Source organism: Arthrobacter cupressi (assembly GCF_900099975.1).
Lineage (GTDB): Bacteria > Actinomycetota > Actinomycetes > Actinomycetales > Micrococcaceae > Arthrobacter > Arthrobacter cupressi.
Window position 1 is genome coordinate 452,877 of sequence record NZ_FNEI01000001.1, and the last position, 18,857, is coordinate 471,733.

16 protein-coding genes are annotated in these 18,857 nt (G+C 68.7%); 3 read left to right on the forward strand and 13 right to left on the reverse strand.

What is annotated here, in order from left to right:
* Positions 1–10: 10 nt before the first annotated feature.
* The 4 genes from nhaA to BLP88_RS02010 all read right to left on the reverse strand — a co-directional run bounded on the left by nhaA (position 11) and on the right by BLP88_RS02010 (position 3,797).
* The gene (gene nhaA, locus BLP88_RS01995) at positions 11–1,348 is read right to left on the reverse strand and encodes a Na+/H+ antiporter NhaA (protein ID WP_074586442.1); all 1,338 of its coding nucleotides are present in this window, start codon (positions 1,346–1,348) and stop codon (positions 11–13) included.
* A 151-nt stretch (positions 1,349–1,499) separates the two neighbouring features.
* Entirely contained in the window at positions 1,500–1,721 is a 222-nt protein-coding gene (locus tag BLP88_RS02000; RefSeq protein WP_074586443.1) for an SCO4848 family membrane protein, read from the reverse strand.
* A 1-nt stretch (position 1,722) separates the two neighbouring features.
* Complete coding sequence (locus tag BLP88_RS02005; RefSeq protein ID WP_074586445.1) at positions 1,723–2,220, reverse strand: DUF2505 domain-containing protein; 498 nt, start codon at positions 2,218–2,220, stop codon at positions 1,723–1,725.
* Positions 2,221–2,273: 53 nt separating this feature from the next.
* Positions 2,274–3,797: an SDR family oxidoreductase gene (locus tag BLP88_RS02010; protein WP_218871942.1), complete on the reverse strand. Its 1,524-nt coding sequence runs from the start codon at positions 3,795–3,797 to the stop codon at positions 2,274–2,276.
* A 111-nt stretch (positions 3,798–3,908) separates the two neighbouring features.
* Here BLP88_RS02010 and mfd point away from each other — a divergent pair, with 111 nt between their 5' ends.
* Complete coding sequence (gene mfd, locus BLP88_RS02015) at positions 3,909–7,538, forward strand: transcription-repair coupling factor (RefSeq protein ID WP_074586447.1); 3,630 nt, start codon at positions 3,909–3,911, stop codon at positions 7,536–7,538.
* A gap of 5 nt (positions 7,539–7,543) precedes the next feature.
* Positions 7,544–8,353, forward strand: a complete 810-nt coding sequence (locus BLP88_RS02020; protein WP_084110688.1) for a metal-dependent hydrolase — start codon at positions 7,544–7,546, stop codon at positions 8,351–8,353.
* Between the two features lie 61 nt (positions 8,354–8,414).
* Here the strand turns inward: BLP88_RS02020 and BLP88_RS02025 are convergent, their stop codons facing one another.
* The 3 genes from BLP88_RS02025 to BLP88_RS02035 form a co-directional block, all read right to left on the reverse strand.
* A complete protein-coding gene (locus tag BLP88_RS02025) occupies positions 8,415–8,642 on the reverse strand; it encodes a hypothetical protein (protein WP_074586449.1) in 228 nt (75 codons plus the stop codon).
* Between the two features lie 53 nt (positions 8,643–8,695).
* Positions 8,696–9,388, reverse strand: a complete 693-nt coding sequence (gene deoC / locus BLP88_RS02030) for a deoxyribose-phosphate aldolase (RefSeq protein ID WP_074586451.1) — start codon at positions 9,386–9,388, stop codon at positions 8,696–8,698.
* An 89-nt stretch (positions 9,389–9,477) separates the two neighbouring features.
* Entirely contained in the window at positions 9,478–10,374 is an 897-nt protein-coding gene (locus BLP88_RS02035) for an FAD-dependent oxidoreductase (protein ID WP_074586452.1), read from the reverse strand.
* Positions 10,375–10,723: 349 nt separating this feature from the next.
* On the opposite strand from BLP88_RS02035, the gene BLP88_RS02040 reads away from it, so the two are divergent.
* Positions 10,724–12,184, forward strand: coding sequence for an HNH endonuclease signature motif containing protein (locus BLP88_RS02040; RefSeq protein WP_074586455.1), 1,461 nt, complete (start codon positions 10,724–10,726; stop codon positions 12,182–12,184).
* 365 nt (positions 12,185–12,549) lie between these two features.
* On the opposite strand, the gene BLP88_RS02045 is transcribed toward BLP88_RS02040, so the two are convergent.
* From BLP88_RS02045 to BLP88_RS02070, 6 genes are read right to left on the reverse strand one after another with little or no spacing between them, the layout of a single operon-like run.
* Complete coding sequence (locus BLP88_RS02045) at positions 12,550–13,893, reverse strand: patatin-like phospholipase family protein (RefSeq protein ID WP_074586456.1); 1,344 nt, start codon at positions 13,891–13,893, stop codon at positions 12,550–12,552.
* Positions 13,890–14,336: a hypothetical protein gene (locus BLP88_RS02050; RefSeq protein ID WP_139163269.1), complete on the reverse strand. Its 447-nt coding sequence runs from the start codon at positions 14,334–14,336 to the stop codon at positions 13,890–13,892. The genes BLP88_RS02045 and BLP88_RS02050 overlap by 4 nt, the downstream gene beginning before the upstream one ends.
* The gene (locus BLP88_RS02055) at positions 14,333–14,815 is read right to left on the reverse strand and encodes a DUF1772 domain-containing protein (RefSeq protein WP_074586457.1); all 483 of its coding nucleotides are present in this window, start codon (positions 14,813–14,815) and stop codon (positions 14,333–14,335) included. Before BLP88_RS02055 ends, BLP88_RS02050 begins: the two co-directional genes overlap by 4 nt.
* Positions 14,812–15,765, reverse strand: coding sequence for an acetoacetate decarboxylase family protein (locus BLP88_RS02060; protein ID WP_245679732.1), 954 nt, complete (start codon positions 15,763–15,765; stop codon positions 14,812–14,814). The genes BLP88_RS02055 and BLP88_RS02060 overlap by 4 nt, the downstream gene beginning before the upstream one ends.
* Complete coding sequence (locus BLP88_RS02065; protein WP_074586458.1) at positions 15,762–16,805, reverse strand: alpha/beta hydrolase; 1,044 nt, start codon at positions 16,803–16,805, stop codon at positions 15,762–15,764. The genes BLP88_RS02060 and BLP88_RS02065 overlap by 4 nt, the downstream gene beginning before the upstream one ends.
* Positions 16,802–18,853, reverse strand: coding sequence for a hypothetical protein (locus BLP88_RS02070; protein ID WP_074586459.1), 2,052 nt, complete (start codon positions 18,851–18,853; stop codon positions 16,802–16,804). The genes BLP88_RS02065 and BLP88_RS02070 overlap by 4 nt, the downstream gene beginning before the upstream one ends.
* Between the last annotated feature and the right edge of the window lie 4 nt (positions 18,854–18,857).

Sequence of the window (18,857 nt, forward strand, 5' to 3'; positions counted from 1 at the left end):
GGGGGCTGCCTCAGGCCTTGCGTTCGGGGGCGGAGAAGACGTCCGGGACGCCGTCGCCGTCGTCGTCACGCTGTTCCTCCAGCTCCACCGCGCGGTAGTGCCTGTTGCGTGCCCGGAGCACGACGGCGGCGAGCACCGCCGCGCACACGGAGCCTGCCAGGATGGCCACCTTGGCGTGGTCGTTGTGCGCGGAAGCGGTGCCGAAGCTGAGGTCGGCGATGAGCAGGGAGACCGTGAAGCCGACGCCGGCCAGCAGCGCCAGGCCCGCCACGTCGATCCAGGCGAGGCTGCTGTCCAGGCGGGCTCGGGTGGACTTGGTCAGGATGAACGTGGTGCCGAAGATACCGAGGGTCTTGCCCGCGACGAGGGCCGCGACGATGCCTAGCGCCACCGGGTCCGTGAAGGCCGCGCCCAGGCCTCCCGCCCCGCCGAGAGCCACGCCGGCCGAGAAGAAGGCGAACACCGGAACGGCGAAACCGGCGGAGAACGGGCGCAGGCGGTGCTCGAAACTCTCCGCCAGGCCGTGCTCCGGCTCGCCCTTCCTGCCAGAGGAAAGCACCGGGACGGCGAAGCCCAGGAGGACGCCCGCCACCGTGGCGTGAATGCCGGAGGCGTGGACGAACGCCCAGGTGGCCGCGGCGAGGGGGAGCAGCAGGTACCAGCTGCGGACGCGTTTTTGGACCAGGAATGCGAAGGCGGCGAGCGGGACCAGGGCGGCGAGCAGCATGAGCGGTTCGAGCCCGGTGGAGTAGAAGAAGGCGATGATGCCGATCGCGATCAGGTCATCGACCACGGCGAGGGTCAGCAAGAAGGTGCGCAGCGCCGCCGGAAGATGCGTGTTGATGACAGCCAGCACCGCGAGGGCGAAGGCGATATCAGTGGCTGTGGGAATGGCCCAGCCTTTGAGGGTTTCCGCACCCGACCCGAGGTTGAAGAGCACATATATGAAGGCGGGGAGTGCCACGCCGCCCGCGGCGGCCGCCACCGGGACCACGGCCTTCGCCGGGTTGCGCAGTTCACCCGAGACGAATTCCCGCTTGAGTTCGAGACCGGCAATGAAAAAGAACACCGCGAGCAGGCCGTCCGACGCCCAATGGCCGATACTCAGTTCGAGGTGCCAGGGGGCGTAGCCGAGTTTGATGTCCCGGAGGGTGAAATAGCTGCCGGCCCACGGGGAGTTGGCCCAGGCAAGGGCGGCCATGGTGGCGAACAGCAGCAGGGCGCCGCCGACGGTTTCGGTCCGGAGGATGGCCAGGACCCGCTGGTATTCGGGGAAGCTGGCGCGCCCAAACACGCTGCGCACGGGAGACTGGGGAGGCTGCGGTGGGCGGGGCGGGTGCGGGCTCATGCGGCTCCTTTGCGGGGGTCGGCAAAAACGTTGCCGACCAGACTTCCCGGCGCACCTTGTGTCCCATCCTACCCAACTGGCTCGCAGTTGTTGTCGTTATGAGCGCTCAAAACGACAACAACTGCGAGTCCGGTGGGCTGCGCCGGGGGCGTCAGCCGAGCAGGCCCGCGACGCCGATGGCCGCCGTCGCGAGGCCCAGCACCATGGAAATGCTCACCAGCACCACGTGCACGGTGAGGAACCGGGTGGCCTTGCCGGAAGCGTCCCGGGCCCGTGGGTCCTTCATGACGCGCTTGAGGAATTGCGGCCACACCGCCAGCGACCAGGCGCCGGCAATGACCAGCACCCAGCCGAGGATTGCGGGCAGGTGCATGCTAGTGGCTTTCGAGCCAGGCCTGCGCCTGCTGGGACTGGATGTTCAGGGCCTTGCCGACCATGGGCTCTGCGGCCTCGGCGATCTTGCCGCCCAGGAACGGAACCGAGGAGGTCACGTTGCCTTCCAGTTCGATGCGGGTGCTGGCGCCGTCAGCCACCAGGCGCTGCGCGGCGGTGACGTCCAGGGGAGCGCCGGCAACCTTCAGGGAGATGGTGCTGCTGCGCGAACCGTCGGCGGCCGGGGCTGCCCACTGTTCGGTCTGGGTGACGGTGAGGCTCTCGCCGACGAACTTGCGTGCGATGTCGGGCAGGCGGGTGGTGGGCAGGGTGCGCACGGTGACCGTGCTGAATGCGCCTGCGGGGTCGCCTTCCACGTTGAAGGATTCGAGGCTTCCGCCCACGAGTTCGCTGGTGTGCTTGAGGAAGTCTTCGTTCACAAAGACCGCGGCAACGCGGTCAACGCTGTGCGGCAGGGTGGTGGATGCGGCCAGGGGCATGGGGTGTCCTCCATGGAAATATCGGTTGAGAGCTTCTGGGGCTCCAAACCATCCTATGGGGTGTCGCCCGCCACTTTTGCACCGGCCGATCCCGCGGACGTCTCCTGCAGGGCGGCCGCGGCGGCGGAGATGTTGCGGGCCATGGAAGGAAAAATGATGCCGTGGAACGGGTAGACGCCCAGCCAGTAAAGCCTTCCGCTCAAGCCGCGGGGAAAGAAAATGGCGCGCTGCCTGTAGAGGCTCCCGGCGCCGTCGGGCTCCACCGACAACTCAAGCCAGGCACGGCCGGGCGCACGCATTTCCGCCCGGAGCCGCAGCAAGCGGCCGCGGTCGATTGTCTCGACCCGCCACCAGTCCACCACCTCCCCGGTGCCCAGGGTTTTGGGGTGGCGGCGTCCCCTCAGCAGCCCGGCGCCGCCCTGCAGCTTGTCCAGCCAGCCGCGCAGCCGCCAGGCGAGCGGCAGCGAGTACCAGCCGTTGCTGCCTCCGATTCCCTCGATCACGGTCCACACGTGCTCCGGGGCGGCCTCGCTGTGGAAGGTCCGCTCGTCGAGGAAGACCTTGTATCCGGCCCAGTCGGGGTCGCTCGGGAGCGGATCGGCGTCGATGCCGGCGTTCGCCCACGTCGTCTCCACTTGTCCGCCCCGTTCCTTGCCCAACGCCAGGGCGACCGCGCGCCGGTAAGGCGTCAGGCCGCCGTCGGGCTGGGGAATGTAACGGTCGACGTCGTGCTCCCGCGACACCGCGTCGTGCTGCAGCGACTGCACCAGGGGGAAGGACATGGACAACGGGATGGGCGTGACCAGGGCCACCCACAGGCCGGCGAGCTTCGGCGCGGGCACGGGCAGGGCGATGACCAGGCGGCGGGGCAGCCCGCGCTCCGCGGCGTACTCGTTCATCATGTCCTTGTACGTCAGCACGTCACGGGAGCCGATGTCGAAGGTCCGGTTCAGCCGGTCCGGGAGCGCAGCTGCCGCCACCAAGTAGTGGAGGACGTCGCGCACCGCGATGGCCTCGATGCGGTTCTTGACCCAGCTGGGTGCGGGCATCACGGGCAGGGTGTCGGCCAGGTGCCGGATCATCTCAAACGACGCCGACCCCGAACCGATCACCACACCGGCCTGGAACACGATGGAGTCCACCGGGGATTCCAGGAAGGCCCGTCCCACCTTCTCCCGGGAACGCATGTGGGTGGAAAGCAGCGCATTGTCCGGATGGAGCCCGCCGAGATACACGATCCGGTCCACCCCCGCGCCGGCGGCGGCCCCGGCGACGAGCCGGGCCATGGCTTCTTCCTTCTCCTCGAAGCCGCTGCCGGCGGCCATGGAATGGACCAGGTAGTACAGGACATCCACGCCCTCCAGCGTCGAGGTGAGCCGGCCGGCGTCGTCGAGGCTGTCCTGCAGCACCTCCACCTGCCCCCGCCAGGGAACGTCCGCGATCTTCTGCGGTGAGCGGACCAGGACCTTGACGGTGTGGCCGGCCTCGAGGAGCCGGGGAACCAGGCGCCCGCCGATATAGCCGGTGGCGCCCGTGACGAGCACCGTCCTGGACTGGCTGGCATCCGATGGCTGCAAAGCGGCCTCCTGGTGATGGCGGGAGGGGTAGGCTGGAATGACCCGGCGTTCGTCTGAATTTCCGGGCTTTTCGTGTTGCCCGCCCTTGGAACCACCCTAGGAGTTTCAGCCATGAGCCTCAACGGTCTGCGCCGCGCACTGGCGGAGGACGGGACTTTCGCGCGCGTCCGGAAGGAAGCCGGGCGTTCCTTCGAGGCCCGCAGCACCGATTACCAGATCAGCGCCCCGACCGGCATGCGGGCGGTGTTGCTTGCGGAAATGGCCGACGGCCTTGCGTCGGAGGACGTCGCTGCCGACGGCGGTGCCCCCGTGGTCCTGGCCGTCACCGCCACCGGCCGGGAGGCCGAGGACCTGACGGAGGCCCTTGCCTCCTACCTGCCGGCGGACTCCGTTGCCGCCTTCCCGAGCTGGGAAACCCTGCCGCACGAGCGGCTCTCCCCGCGTTCGGACACCGTGGGCCGGCGCCTCTCGGTGCTGCGCCGCCTCGCCCATCCGGAAGCGGCCTCGCCGCTGCGCGTGGTGGTGGCTCCCGTGCGGGCCGTGGTCCAGCCCATCGTGGCCGGCCTGGGCGACCTGGTTCCCGTTACGTTGAAGGTCGGCCAGGAAATGCCCTTCAGCGACGTGGTCCGCAGCCTGGCCGACGCCGCCTACGCCCGGGTGGACATGGTGACGCACCGCGGCGAGTTCGCGGTGCGCGGCGGCATCATAGACGTCTTCCCGCCCACCGAGGACCACCCGGTCCGGGTGGAATTCTTCGGCGACGAGGTGGACCAGATGCGCTGGTTCGCCGTCGCCGACCAGCGTTCCCTGTCCTCGCCCGGCCTGCACCACCCCACCGAACTGCACGCCCCGCCCTGCCGGGAAATCCTCATCACACCCTCGGTGATGTCCCGGGCCGCAACCTTGAAACCGCAGATGCCCGCCGCGGCCGACATGCTGGAAAAGATCGCCGGCGGCATCGCCGTCGAGGGCATGGAGTCCCTGGCCCCGGTGCTGGTGGACGCCATGGTCCCGTTCGTGGAGCAGCTCCCGGCGGGTTCGATCGCGGTCGTGATCGAACCGGAAAAGGTCCGCACCCGCGCGCACGACCTCGCGGCCACCAACGAGGAATTCCTCGAAGCGGCCTGGTCCACAGCCTCCGACGGCGGTGCGGCGCCCCTTGATCTCGCCGGGCAGGCGGCCACGGACCTGCACGCCGCGAGCTTCCGCTCCCTGACCGACACCCGCGGTGCGGCCCTGGGCCACGACGTCTCCTGGTGGTCGATCACCTCCCTGGCCACGGACGAGGACCTGGTGCTGGACATCGACGTGCTGAACCTGCACGCCCGGGAACCCCGCGGCTACCAGGGCGATGTGTCCGAGATGCTCGAATTCATCGGCTCCCACGTCCGGGACCAGTGGCGGATCGTGGTGGCCACGGACGGCCCCGGCCCCGCCCAGCGGCTCGCCGAGCTGTTCCATGACGCCAACATTCCCTGTACCCGGGTGGACTCCCTGGTGGAGGAGCCGCAGCCGGGCATCATCGAGGTGACCACGGCCGCCGTCGGACGCGGCTTCGTCCTGGACGGGCTCAAACTGGGCTTGCTCACCGAAGCGGACCTGCTGGGCCGCGCCTCAGCTGCGTCCACGAAGGACATGCGGCGCATGCCTTCCAAGCGGCGCAACGCCGTCGACCCCCTGCAACTGCACGCCGGGGACTTCGTGGTCCACGAACAGCACGGCATCGGCAAGTTCGTCGAGCTCATCCAGCGGAAGGTGGCGGGCTCCTCGGCCGGGGATTCCGGGCTGCGCGAATACCTGGTCCTGGAGTACGCCTCGTCCAAGCGCGGCGCACCCGGGGACCGGCTCTTCGTGCCCACGGACCAGCTGGACCAGGTGACCCGCTACGTGGGCGGTGACACCCCGGTGCTCAGCAAGATGGGCGGTGCGGACTGGGCCAGCACCAAGTCCAAGGCCCGCAAGGCCGTCAAGGAAATCGCCGGCGAACTGATTCGCCTGTACTCGGCCCGCATGGCCTCCCGCGGCCACGCCTTCAGCCCGGACACCCCGTGGCAGCGGGAACTCGAAGAAGCCTTTCCGTACGTGGAAACCCCGGACCAGCTGACCACCATCAACGAGGTCAAGGCGGACATGGAGCGGGAAATCCCCATGGACCGACTGGTCTCCGGGGACGTGGGCTACGGCAAGACCGAGATCGCCGTGCGTGCCGCGTTCAAGGCCGTGCAGGACGGCAAGCAGGTGGCCGTGCTGGTGCCCACCACGCTGCTGGCCCAGCAGCACTACGAAACCTTCACCGAACGCTTCTCCGGCTTCCCGCTGCGGGTCAAGCCGCTGTCCCGTTTCCAGAGCTCCAAGGAGGCCAAGGAAACCGCGGAGGGCGTGAAGTCCGGCGCCGTCGACGTCGTGATCGGCACGCACCGCCTGTTGTCCAAGGACTTCGAGTTCAAGGACCTCGGCCTGGTGATCGTGGACGAGGAGCAGCGCTTCGGCGTCGAACACAAGGAAGCGCTCAAGAAGATGCGCACCAACGTGGACGTGCTGGCCATGTCCGCCACCCCGATCCCGCGCACCCTGGAGATGTCCCTGACCGGCATCCGCGAAACCTCCACCCTGGCCACCCCGCCGGAGGAACGCCACCCGGTGCTGACCTACGTGGGCCCGTACACGGACAAGCAGACCTCGGCGGCGATCCGGCGCGAACTGATGCGCGAAGGCCAGGTGTTCTTCGTACACAACCGGGTGTCCTCCATCGAACGGGTGGCGGCGCAGATCCGCGAGCTCGTCCCGGAGGCCCGCGTGGAGGTGGCGCACGGGCAGATGTCCGAAAGCCGGCTCGAGAAGATCATCGTGGACTTCTGGGAGAAGCGGTTCGACGTGCTCGTGTGCACCACCATCATCGAGACCGGCCTGGACATCTCCAACGCCAACACCCTGATCGTGGACGGGGCGGACAAGTACGGCCTGTCCCAGCTGCACCAGCTCCGCGGCCGTGTGGGCCGTGGCCGCGAACGCGCCTACGCCTACTTCCTGTACCCCTCGGAGAAACCCCTGGGCGAGGTGGCCCTGGAACGGCTGAAGGCCGTGGCGGCCCACAACGAACTCGGCGCCGGCATGCAGCTGGCCATGAAGGACCTGGAAATCCGCGGCGCCGGAAACCTGCTGGGCGGTGAACAGTCGGGCCACATCCAAGGCGTGGGCTTCGACCTGTACATCCGGCTCGTTGGCGAAGCCGTGGCCGAGTACCGCGGCGATGCCGAGGAGAAGGCCGCCGAAATGAAGATTGAGCTGCCGGTCAACGCCCACTTGCCGCACGACTACGTGCCCGGGGAACGCCTGCGCCTCGAGGCCTACCGGAAACTGGCCGCCGCCGTCACGAACGAGGCCATCGACGAGGTCCTCGCCGAACTCGTCGACCGCTACGGCGAGCCGCCGCTGCCGGTGCAGAACCTCATAGCCGTGGCGCGCTTCCGGGTCACGGCCCGCGAAAGCGGCCTGTCCGACGTCGCGCTCCAAGGCAACTTTATCCGCTTCTCCCCGGCGAACCTGCCCGAATCCAAGGTGATGCGCCTGAACCGCATGTACCCCGGTTCCCAGGTGAAGCCTGCACTGGACGCCGTGCTGATCCCCAAGCCCAAGACTGCGAAGATCGGCGGCAGGGACCTGCAGGACGCCGAAATCCTGAACTGGGCCAACACCGTCATTGAAGCGATTTTCACCGACGTACCCGTAAAGGCTGGCTAACTTCAATGATGGGAGGACATCACGCCGCGTCAGGAGCCGCGGCGTGGATCGCTGTTGCCTCGACCGGGCCATACGCCCTGGGCTGGTACCCGCTGGATTCCACCGGGATCCTGATCGGGGCGCTCACGACGGCGGGAACCGCCTTGGTGTGCGACTGGGACCACCGTTCGAGCACCATCGCCCATTCGCTGCCGCCGCTCTCGCGGCTGATCGCCGTCGGGATCGAGAAGGCCAGCGGCGGGCACCGGCAGGGAACGCACTCGGTGCTGGGGGCTGCCGCGTTCGTGTTGCTCGCGGGCATGGCCGCGCAGTTCCAGCTGGACACCCCGGTGGGCCGGCTTTCGGTGGGCGCCGGGCTGCTGTGCATGTTCATGATCAACCTGGCGGCCAAGGCGCTGAAGCTTTTCCCGGAGCACGGCTGGCTGGCCAACTGGGTGTTCGCCCTGGCCGCGGCAGGGCTCGTAACCTGGTTCGCCCCGCAGCAGTGGGCCTGGCTGCCGCTGTCCATGCTGACCGGCGTCGTGGTGCATATCGTGGGGGACCTGGTCACGGTTGGGGGAGTGCCGCTGCTGTGGCCGATCGTGATCAAGCCGCCGAAGTTCTGGCGGAAGCTGCCGCTGGTCAGCGGGATCTGGAAGGCCAATGGTGCGCTGTCCATCCCGCTGCTGGGCAAGGCCGGTTCGCGGCGCGAATGGCTGCTGCTCATCCCGGTCAGCGGCTACGCCATGGTGGGGATCTGCGCCGCGGCCTGGGGTATGGCGAAAACGCACTGGCCTGCAGTCATGGCGGCATTCGCCGATTTCGCGGGACGTTAGGGACGGAACTTAACGATGTGAGGCCCGGGCGATTGCCCGGGCCTCACTCTTCGTTTTCGCGTTAGTTTTCGCCGGCCGAGTCGGAGCGGCCCAGGATGGTCTGCGGAATCCAGAAGGCCAGGGCGAAGAGGCCCAGGCAAACGGCCATCGGCCACGGATTGTCCAGCGTCAGGAAGGACAGCGAGTAGATGGCGCCGAGGAACATCACGATGAAGACCACGAACAGCACCAGGCTCTGGGCCAGGTTGTTCTCTTTTTCGATGACCTTGCTGCCAGTGTGCTGGGACATTCTTTCCTCCTCGGCCCCTCGGGGCTCAAATTCCAGGGCTGCTTCGGGGCTCGTCAGTAGGTGGATGAACCCTGTTCACCCTTGACGATGGCAATCCCGGAGCTCGCGCCAATACGTGTTGCACCAGCAGCAATCATAGCCTGCGCGTCGGCGAGGGACCGCACCCCGCCCGAGGCCTTGACGCCGAGGTCCGGGCCCACGGTCCGGCGCATCAGGGCCACGTCTTCCACAGTGGCGCCCCCGCCGTTGAAGCCGGTGGATGTTTTGACGAAGTCGGCGCCGGCTTCCACCGCGGCTTCACAGGCCAGCACTTTCTGCGCATCGCTGAGCAGCGCTGTTTCGATGATGACCTTCAGGATCGCCTCGCCGGCGTGCACGGCCTCGGCGACGGCGGTGATGTCATCCACCAGAGTGCCCTTGTCGTCGGCACGCGCTGCGGCGATGTCGATCACCATGTCGATTTCCTCCGCCCCGTCCAGCACGGCGCCGCGGGCTTCGAAGGCCTTGACGTCGCTGGGCGTGGCGCCGAGGGGGAAGCCCACCACCGCGCAGGTCAGCACACCGGAACCCTTGAGTGCCTTGGAGACGGTCTTGACCCAGATCGGGTTCACGCACACCGATTTGAAGCCGTATTCGATGGCTTCGGCGCAGACTTGGCGGACATCGGCCTCGCTCGCCTCGGGTTTGAGGAGGGTGTGGTCGATGTAGGAGGCAATGCTTGCTGCGGTAGCGGCGTCGTTGCTCATGGCAGTCCTTCCGTGGCGGGCCGGGTGGCCGCTTGGTGGCTCGTCAAAGGACCATCTTGCCATAGCACCCGGGCCCGCCGGCCGCGGCGTCAGGCTGCCGCGGAGACCTGCATTCCGGACGGTGCCGGCCGTCCCGCAGCCGCGGCCGAACGGGCGTGTCCGGCCAGATATGCAGCGCAACGGGCGGCGGCTTCCTTGGCCGAGAGCACCAGGCCCAGGCGCAGTCCGTCGCGTGCCGCGGCGTCGCCGATCGCCCAGATGCCCGGCACGGAACTTTCGAATCCGCTGCCCACCAGGATGCCGCCGTCGGGAGCGGTCTTCAGCCCGGCGCTCTCGGCAAGGGTGCTGCGCGGGGTTCGCTCCTCGGCGAGGACAACGAGGTCCCCGTTCATGATGCTGCCGTCGTCGAAGACGATTCCGGCGGCAGCCCTGCCGGACACGGGGGAGGACACGACGGCGGCCGGACGCAGCGTGGTGCGGACCGGACGGACTCCTCGGGCGCGCAGGACCGCCTCCGCCTGGCCGGCGGAGGGGCCGGTGCCCACGAGGATACCCAGCGGCCGGCGGCCCAGGGTGTCCGTGATTTCCTTGACCTGGCTGCCGAGGCGCTCTGCGTCGTCGATGGTGGAGTACGCCAGCGCGTGTTCGGCACCATGCACCGGGGGCTCTACCGGGGCCGAGCCGGTGGCGATCACCAGCTGGTCGTAGGAGAACTCGAGGCCCTCCGTGGTGGTGATCTTCCGGTTCGTCGGGTCGATGAAGCTGGCCAGCTGGCCGAAGCGGACGGACACCATGGAGTGCGCGGCGGTCTCCAGGAGCGCCTCCGGGCATTCGTCCCGGTTGCTTAGCACGGTGATGCGGCCCTCGAAGGTCGCTGCCGCGGAGCCCTGCTGGATGATGCTCTCCATGCCTGTGAGGTGGCGCAGGAGGGCCTGGGCCGCCGGGCCGGCGCCTGCGATGACGAGGTGGGTGGAGGTGTCCGGCATGGCGGGTCCTTTCGCTTCATGGGCGTTTTCCGAGCGGCGCCCGGACGGTGTTTCGCGGTTGCCTTTAGCCTAGGAGCGCGCCTTTTCCGCAGTGTTTCCCGGGGGTTGCAGTTTTTCCCTTGCGCGTTCCCTGACCGTTACTGGGCGGTAATGAGGTGGGTCACAGGGGCGGGGCGGCGGCTGGATTCGGTCAGCTCGTTCTTGGCTTTTTTGACCAGCTTCTTTGCTGAAGAATTTCTCCGGTCGGAAGTCGCTCCGGTATGGGGGCTCTGGGCCGCTCTGGAGGGCAATCAGCCAGACTGGCCGCCGGCGCCCTTATTTTGTCAGACCCCCTTGCTTGAATTGGTTCATGAAGCAGACCACGGCATTGGCCCAGGCAACGGGAAAGCACGTCCTTCCCGTCGATGCGCTGGCCGACCTCGTGTCTTCTTTGGAATCGCTGGAGCGCGTGCAGTCGCGTTTGCATGCGGTGCGCGAGGGGCTGCTGGTCATGGCCTCGCAACTGGCGGAGGCGATGGAGGACGACGGCGGCGTGTCGGGTTCCCGGTGGCGGCCGCCTGCGCGGGAGCTGGCTGAGCGCTCGGTGGCGGCGGAGATCGCTGCCGCGACCCGGATGAGTGACCGGACGGTGCAACGACAGATGGGCCTGGCGGTGGAGCTGGCCGATCGCTTCCCTCTGACGTTTCAGGCATTGTCGGACGGGCGGATCAGCCTGGCGCATGCCCGCGTGATCCAAGACGCCGGGGCAAGCCTGATGGATGATGAGGCCCGGGGCCGGTACGAGGCCGTGGTGGTGAGGTGCGCGGAACGGCAGGCGCCCGGGCGGGTGCGGCGCGTGGCGGTCCGCGAGGCCGAGAAAGCCCAGTCTGAGCCGCTGGCCGAACGTCATGAGCGGGCTCGGGAAGAGCGCCGCGTCTGGGTTAACCCCTTGCCGGACGGCATGGCCGAACTCGGGGCCGTGCTGCCCGCGGTGGTGGCCTACGGGATCCATGACCGCCTCACCCGGATCGCCCAGGCTTATGCAGACGCCCACAAAGAACACGACTCGGCCACAGAAAACGGCGCGGGCGCCCACGGTGGCCAGACCGCCCAGGGCCCCCAGACCGGCCAAGCCGGCCGGGGCGCCAGCGCTTCCCGCACTATGGACCAGCTCCGTGCCGACCTGCTCGCGGACGTGATGTTGCGTGGCGCCCCGACCGGGCACGATACCCCCGAAGGCATGCTCGCAGCCATTACGGCGAGGGTCGATGTCACCGTCCCGGCGCAAACACTGATAAAGGGCGAAGGCCCGGATGCAGATGGCGCCTCCCGCCTCCTGGCCGAACTCGACGGGCGGCACCCGCTCGATCCGGACACGGCACGGCTCCTGGCGGGAGCGGCTCCGGGCTGGAACCGGGTCATCACGGACCCTCTCAACGGCTCCGTCCTGGCCGTGGACAGGTACCGGCCCGGTGAGGACCTGCGGCGGCTGCTCCGGGCCCGCGATTCGCGTTGCCGTTTCCCCGGATGCGGCATCAAGGCCCGCGAGCTGGACCTCGACCACACCGTGGACGCCGCACTCGGCGGCGCCACGGAGGCCGGCAACCTGGCGGGCCTGTGCCGGCGGCACCACCTACTTAAACACCATTCCGGCTGGGACGTCCGGCAGGCCGGGGCCGGGGTTCTCGAATGGACCAGCCCCACCGGCCGCACCTATTCCGACCAGCCGCCTGCACCGGCAACACCCACCACACCCGACGGCCGGAGGCCCACACCCGCCACCCAGCGGGGAACCGGCACTTCCCGCGACCCGGACCCGCCACCGTTCTGATCTCGAGCCGCCCAATGACTGGAACCAGGGCGATGGCTTCGTTCAGTTGCGGTCCTACCTGCGGCGGTCCAAGCTACGGCGGTCCAACCTGGACGGTTCGGCCCCGGCCGGGAGGCCGAGCGACTGTGTGCTTGCCCAGCGGTTTTCCGCCCGCGGAGCGGCGAGTTAGTTGTGCGCCTTCAGTCGCGCCGCCTGCGTCGTTCGTACGCCTCCGCGCCACCGCGCCCCCGCGCCGCCTCCGCGCCCGCGGCGCCCGCGCCGCCTCCGCGCCCGCGGCGCCCGCGCCCGCGGCGCCCGCGCCCGCGTGCCTCCCGCGCCCGCGCTCCCGCGCCCGCGCCCCGCGCCCGCGTGCCGCCCTGCCGACCTCAGTACCGCTCCAGCAACTCCCTCAGCCCGTTGCTGATGAAGCCCGCTGCCGCGGAGGCCCGGTCAAGGAAGCCGTGCGAACCCACCGGCTCCACCGAGGCGATCAGGGCTGCGGCGTCGCCCAGGGCCATCCGGAGCTCGGCGGCAGGGAAGCCTTCGAGTTCCAGGACGGCGCTGCGGGAGTCGGTCCACGCGTCCGGACCGGGGTCGTCGTGGAAGGTGCGCGTGACCGTCAGCTTGTGCCAGCCGCCGTCGAGCAGGATCTCCGCGCGGTAACGCAGCATGTCTCCGGATGCCTCCACCCGCCCTCCGGCCAGGAAGCGCCGGGCACCGAACCGTTCCGAATCCAGGAACCCGGACAGCCGGGCGCCGGTGCCTCCCGCGGGCATTTCGACGACGGCGGTAAGGCCCAGTTCCTGCCCGTCCAGGCTGCCGCGGAGCCGGTCCGTGTACCGGACGCCGGGGGCCGGTTCACTCATGGCGGTGCAGTGCTCGTCCTTGGGCAGGCCCTCGGCCACCCGGGAGGCCAGATATTCCCGGGCATCCCGGTAGCCCATGGCCACGAGGGCGTCGGCGCTGATCCTGCCGAGGTAGAACTCCGGGTCCAGCGGCAGCGGGTGCGCGGGACGCACCACGTGGAGCACGAAGTCCCGGCCGGCCGCCCGGGCGGCGTCGAAATCGGCCAGGAGCGCGCCCATGGCACTCATCTCGATCATGTGCACGTACTGCTCCAGCGGCCCCTCGCCCCAATAAGGGGAGTTGCCGATGCACCAGATCAGCCACACCTCCTCGGCTCCCCGGCGCAGGGCCTCCTGCACGTTGGCGTCCCGGACCCACACGGCATCGGTCCAGATTTTCCCGTCCCGGCGCAGCGGCGTCAGGAAAATCGGCAGGGACATGCCCGCGGCCATCAGTTCAGCGTCGATCTCCGTGGCGTCGATCGGGTGGCAGCGCTTGCCGGTGAACTCCACCACGTTGAAGGAACCCCCGACGGCGCCCGGTTCCGCCGCGCGGGCCCGGATTGTTGCGTCGTCGATCCCCAACGCCGGGAAGACCTTGTTGAGCAGCCCGTCGGCATCGCCGAGCGCGGGCAGGGACCAGGGCCCCTTGAGGTAGTCGCCGAACGGCAGCGCCGAACCGAAGTCCTTGACGTCCACGGCGGACCAGCGCGCGCACATGTCCTCCGGCCCGATCCCGGAGAGCAGCATGCCCGCGGTCAGGATCCCGCCGGACGTGCCGTCCACATGGTCGAACTCGAGCCCTTCCTCGGCCAGTGCCCGCACCACCCCGGCCTGCCAGGCAACCCGCATCCCGCCGCCGGCCAGCACCAGTGAACGCTTCATGGACGCAACACTCCCCGCCAATAGACCCCGCGCCAATACACAAAACAAAGCACCGCCGTCGCCAGGTCGAAAATGGCGACCGCCAGCGCCGGCGCCGCGAACACCCCGTTCAGGACCCCGAGCCCGACGGCGGCGAACGCCCCGGACTTCTGCACCCCCGCCCAGAAGATGACCTCCGGCGCGGGGGCCTGCTTGAGCAGCGTGTGCAGGAGCAGCCCGCCCACCACGATCATGAACATGCCCACCGTGCCGAACAGTTGCAGTGCCACCGGCGTCGGCTCAGCGCCGAGCAGGGGCAGGATGAACCAGCCGAAGGGGATTTCCGCGACGCCCGTCAGCACCGTGATGACCGCGATGATCGCCAGCACCGCGCGCAGGGGATCGGCCGCGGCCCAGGCGAGGTTGCCACGCGCTGGCCCGCCGGCGACTGCAGGCCCGTTCACAGGTAGGACTCCAGCAGCCGGCCGCGGTCCACGATCAGCCAGAGCATGGCGAGCCAGACAAGCGTGGAGACATAGAAGCGGATGTCGTTGAGGAACATCCAGCGCCGAAGCAGGGCGCGCAGTTCGGCGTCGTCCTTGAAGTCCCCGCCCCGGATGCGCACGTTGATGGGAATGATGATGCCCTGCCCCACCAGGGTCAGCGTGATGATGCCGAGCAGGCAGATGGCGGCCGGGATCAGCCGGATGCTTCCCCATTCGCTCCAGACCAGGATGGCGCCGGAAATGAACATCGGCGGCACCACCACCGTGAAGAACTTGGTGGCCTGCCGGGTGGGGATGCCGAAATGCATGTCCACGTTGCCCCGCTCCAGCGACTCCCAGGTGGGGTAGAGGAACCACTTCAGCACCCACATGGTGCCCACATACATGGTGGCTCCGAACAGGAAGTAGAGGAGGTTCAGGAGCAGCAGCCAGTTCACGACGACGCCCTGACGTTCCCGGGGATCCTGCTGCGGTCCGGCGGTTCCAGCCACTCCTGGCCCTGGCCCAGGCCCGCCACGCTGTCCAGCATCTCGCCGCCGCGCAGGGCCGCGGCCTCTGCAGCGCTCGGAGCGGTGAGGAACCAGGCCTCGTAGTGGTCGTCCAGGACGCCGTGGGCCTCTGGCAGCCAGGCGGTGAAGATGGGCTTGTCGGCTACCTGAAGGGTCTTCAAGGAAGCCACGCCGGGAGCGTCGCCGAGGACGAGCCGGGCCTTCGCCGCCTTGCCGAGGCCGAGGTCCCCGGTGGCCTCGAAATAGATGTCCGACTTCCAGAGCATTCCCCGGAAGGCGCAGTAGTTCGACGCGGCAAGTTTCAGCGGCAAGCCGGCGGGCTCGGGCCGTTCGATTTCCACGAAGCAGCCCAGTACGCCGTCCTTGTCGTACTGGGCGGACACGGTGGAGTCGGTCACCACGAAGTCGAGGTTTGCCTGGTGCTTGGGCATGCCCCAGATGCCCTTGCCGCCCTTGACGGAAATTTCCGTGCTCACCGGCAGGTCCACCACGAACTGGCCCAGGCCGAACGTCTTCTGGAAAAGCAGGGGCAGCAGCGGGGGCACGGGGCGCCTGCCGTGGGTGATGGCGATGGCCAGGGAATATTCGATGTACTTGCCGATGTCCGTGGACTTGTAGTTCACCACGGTGACCACCAGCAGGCCCTTGCCGCCCAGGCTGAAGGGCCGCATCTCTTCGCCGGGCAACAGGGCCGCCGCGGCGCGCTTGTTGATGGGGAAGGCCGCCATGAGCACGGGGGAATCGTCCGAGTTCACCGGCATGGAATAGGGGATGCCGTCCGCCTGGGCGAAGCGGCCGCGCAGTTCATTCTGCCGCCGGGGCAGGGGAGAAGGCATGAGCCGGAGAATGGAGGCCAGCAGCCCGTTGAGCTTGTTCACGAATTCAGCTCCTTGACGATGATCGGAAAGGTGTCACGCCAGGCCTGGGCGCCGAAGAAGACGTCCAGGTGGCCGTAGCCGGGGAGGATATGGAGCGTGTCCTTGCCGGGGCGGTGCTGCTGGAAGAAGCGGAAGGTGCGTTCCTGGCTTTCGGGCAGGAAGCAGCGGTTGTCCTGGCCGGCGAGGAACGCGAAGCGTGCATTCGTCCGGGGCGCCTGGGCCTCGTAGTTGTCCGGCAGTTCCGGGTGCGAGCCGGCGGCCACCATGTGCCCTGCCCGGATGCTGTGGCCCATTTCCTCGAAGAAGCTCACCGGGACCTCCGCGAACTCCCCTTTGATCCATTCGTGCGTGGCGTCGTCGAGGTTCCCGTGCGACCATAGCGCCGGCCTGCCGCTGCCGTAGGTGAAGCTGACCAGTTTGCAGACTGTGTTGTCGCATTCGCGATGCGTGGCCTTGACCAGGGAGCGCAGGAGACGCGAGAAGTAGCCGTTGGAGCGGTTGCCCCAGGCCGGGGAGAGGTACGGGGTGAAGGCCTTCACGATCGGCGTGAAGTGGTCGATCTTGAAGCGCGAGAAGGCCGGCACCACGGGATGCAGGGACACTGCGTTGGAAATCACCGTGTCCACCCGGGGCAGCAGTCCCGCCGCGGCGGACATCGTGAACGAGGTGGACCCCTGGCAGTGCACCACGGCCTTGAGGGTGTCTGCCCCGGTGGCGTTGAGGACGTGCTCGACGGCGGCCGGATGGTCGTGCACGGCGGCGTCGCCAAGCGTCCAGGACAGCGGGTCCAGGTCGATCGAGGCACGCCAGTTCAGCATCCAGACGTCCCAGCCGTCCTCCAGCAGCACGTCCACGAGCGTGGTGCGGATGGGCGGGCGGAAGAGTTCGGCACGGACCCCGGAGCCGTGCACCAGCAACACGGGACCCTTGGCCGGCTCCACGGGAGAGGTTACGTGGACGAGGTTCAGCGGCACGCCGTCGCCGGCCCGGAAGGGAATGACCTCGCTGCGGTGTTCGGCCCGGGTGATGGTCGTGGTCATGGGTGGCTTCCTTCCCCCTGGACGGCTGTGGGCTGGACGGCTGTGGGCTGGACGGCTGTGGGCTGGACGGCTGTGGGCTGGATGGCTGTGCGCTGGACGGCGGTGGGCTGGACGGCGGTGGGCTGGACGGTGATGGGCTGTTCAAGCAGCCGGACGGCCGGCAGGCCCCCGGACGGAACTGGCCGGGCGCCGTCGTGCGTGTCCTCCAGCTCCCAGTCCCGGCACACGGTCTCCACCAGGAGGGGGTGGACGGTGAGGCTGCCGTCCGGGGCGAGGCGCATCCGCAGGAAACCCTTGTGGTCCTCCACGGCCTGGCCGGACATCTTCCAGGAAGCCACCTCGCCGCCGGGAGTGCGCAGGATGTACAGGGCGAAGGCTTCGCTGCCCAGCACCCAGCCGGAAACGAACACGACGCCGAGGACCAGCAGGGCTGCCGGTCCGCTGGGCAGGGGGAGCCAGGACGCCATGACTGCCAAGCTGAGCCCGGCACCGAGCGCCGTGAGCTGGTATAAGAGGCCGCGGAGGAAGGTGAGTGTTCCGCCCCGGTCCCGGAACCAGTCGCGGAACCAGCGGATCCTGCCGAGGAGTTTCCAGCCCAGCACCAGCAGCGCGAGGGCGAGCAACGGGCCGAGCACACCGAAAAGCAGTGCCCGGGCCAGGCCCACACCCTCGAGCGCCTCCATGAGGGGCCGGTTCCGGACGCTGCCGTAGATGACCCACCCCGCCAGGAAGACCATGGCATGCAGCAGGCCGAGCAGGGGGCCGAATGCGGGGTTCCGGGCGGGCAGCCAGTAGGGCGAAAACGGATTGGCCAGGCGGAGGGCCAGCTGCCGGCTGATGTTGGTGGCGGGGTGGCTGCCGGGAGCCCGGACGAAGCGGCGGGCGGGGCTGGAAGAACGGCCGGAGCTGGAAGAGCGGGCAGGGCCGGGAGGGCCGCCCGGCAGGCAGATTTCCGGCGGCAGCCAGTGTGTCTCGGACAGGTACGCCCCGCCCAGGCCGCAGGTGATCAGCTGGGCCGGCCCCGCGCCGTCGGGCGCCGCTGCTGGTGAGTATTCCTCATACCGCGAGTAGTGGTGCAGGTCCCCGCTCAGCCACAGACGGATCTCGGCGCCGGTGTCCTCGAACAGGCCGGTCTGCGGATTGAAGCGGCGGCGCAGGTAGTCCTGCTCGAAGAAGTCCGCCTGATGGAAGGCGGGGTCGCCGGCGGTTTCCGAGTACACCCACGACGGCGAGGCGAGGCAGAGGATGATCGAGTCGCCCTTGATGAGCTGGCTGGTGACGTTGCGGTAGAAGTACTCCAGCTGCGGTTCGTCGATGTACTGTCCCAGCTGGCTGTCTAGGCCCAGCAGCCACCAGCCCGGGGTGCCCGCCCCGCCGGAGAGCCGCACGGCGAAGTAGCTGCGGTTCTGGATGGTGCGCCAGGAGCCGATGCTGCGATGCCGCGTGAAGATGCGGATAAAGGAGGTGAGGCCGTCGTACCAGTCGTGGTTGCCGGGCAGTGCAAGCATGACGGTGGCTGGCGGGCACTCCACAACGGGCGGGCCCGGCGCGCCAGGAGCCGGGAAGGCCTTGCGGTACGGGCCAAGCATGCGGTCCTCGTACTGCCCGGGCGAGGCCACCGGGTACACCTCGTCCCCGCCGAGCACCAGGATATTGCCGCGCTTGAGCTCCATCCCGTCAACCGCAAGGCGTTCCTGGGCGAGGAGGAAGGCCACGGTGTACGTGGCATCGAAGCCGTCGCCCAGGTCGGCGGCGAAGTCCAGCCACAGGCCGTCGTCGGGAACCCGTAAGGGGACAGGGACCCGCAGCTCCTTCTCCGTTGCCGGCGGCTGCCCGGCCTGGCCCGGCAGTGGCAAGCGGCCCAACTCGAGGGGCGTGCCGGGAAGGCCCGCCTCCAGTTCGCGTTTGTCTCCGAAATCGGCGAAAACGGTGGCCGTCATGACCTTCAGCGCAGTGCGGGCTAGCGCGATCGGGGCGAGCCAGCGCACGGCTTCCCTGGGCGTGAACCCCAGGTCCTTGCTGTGCAATGCGAGCTCGTGGCGTTTCATGGCA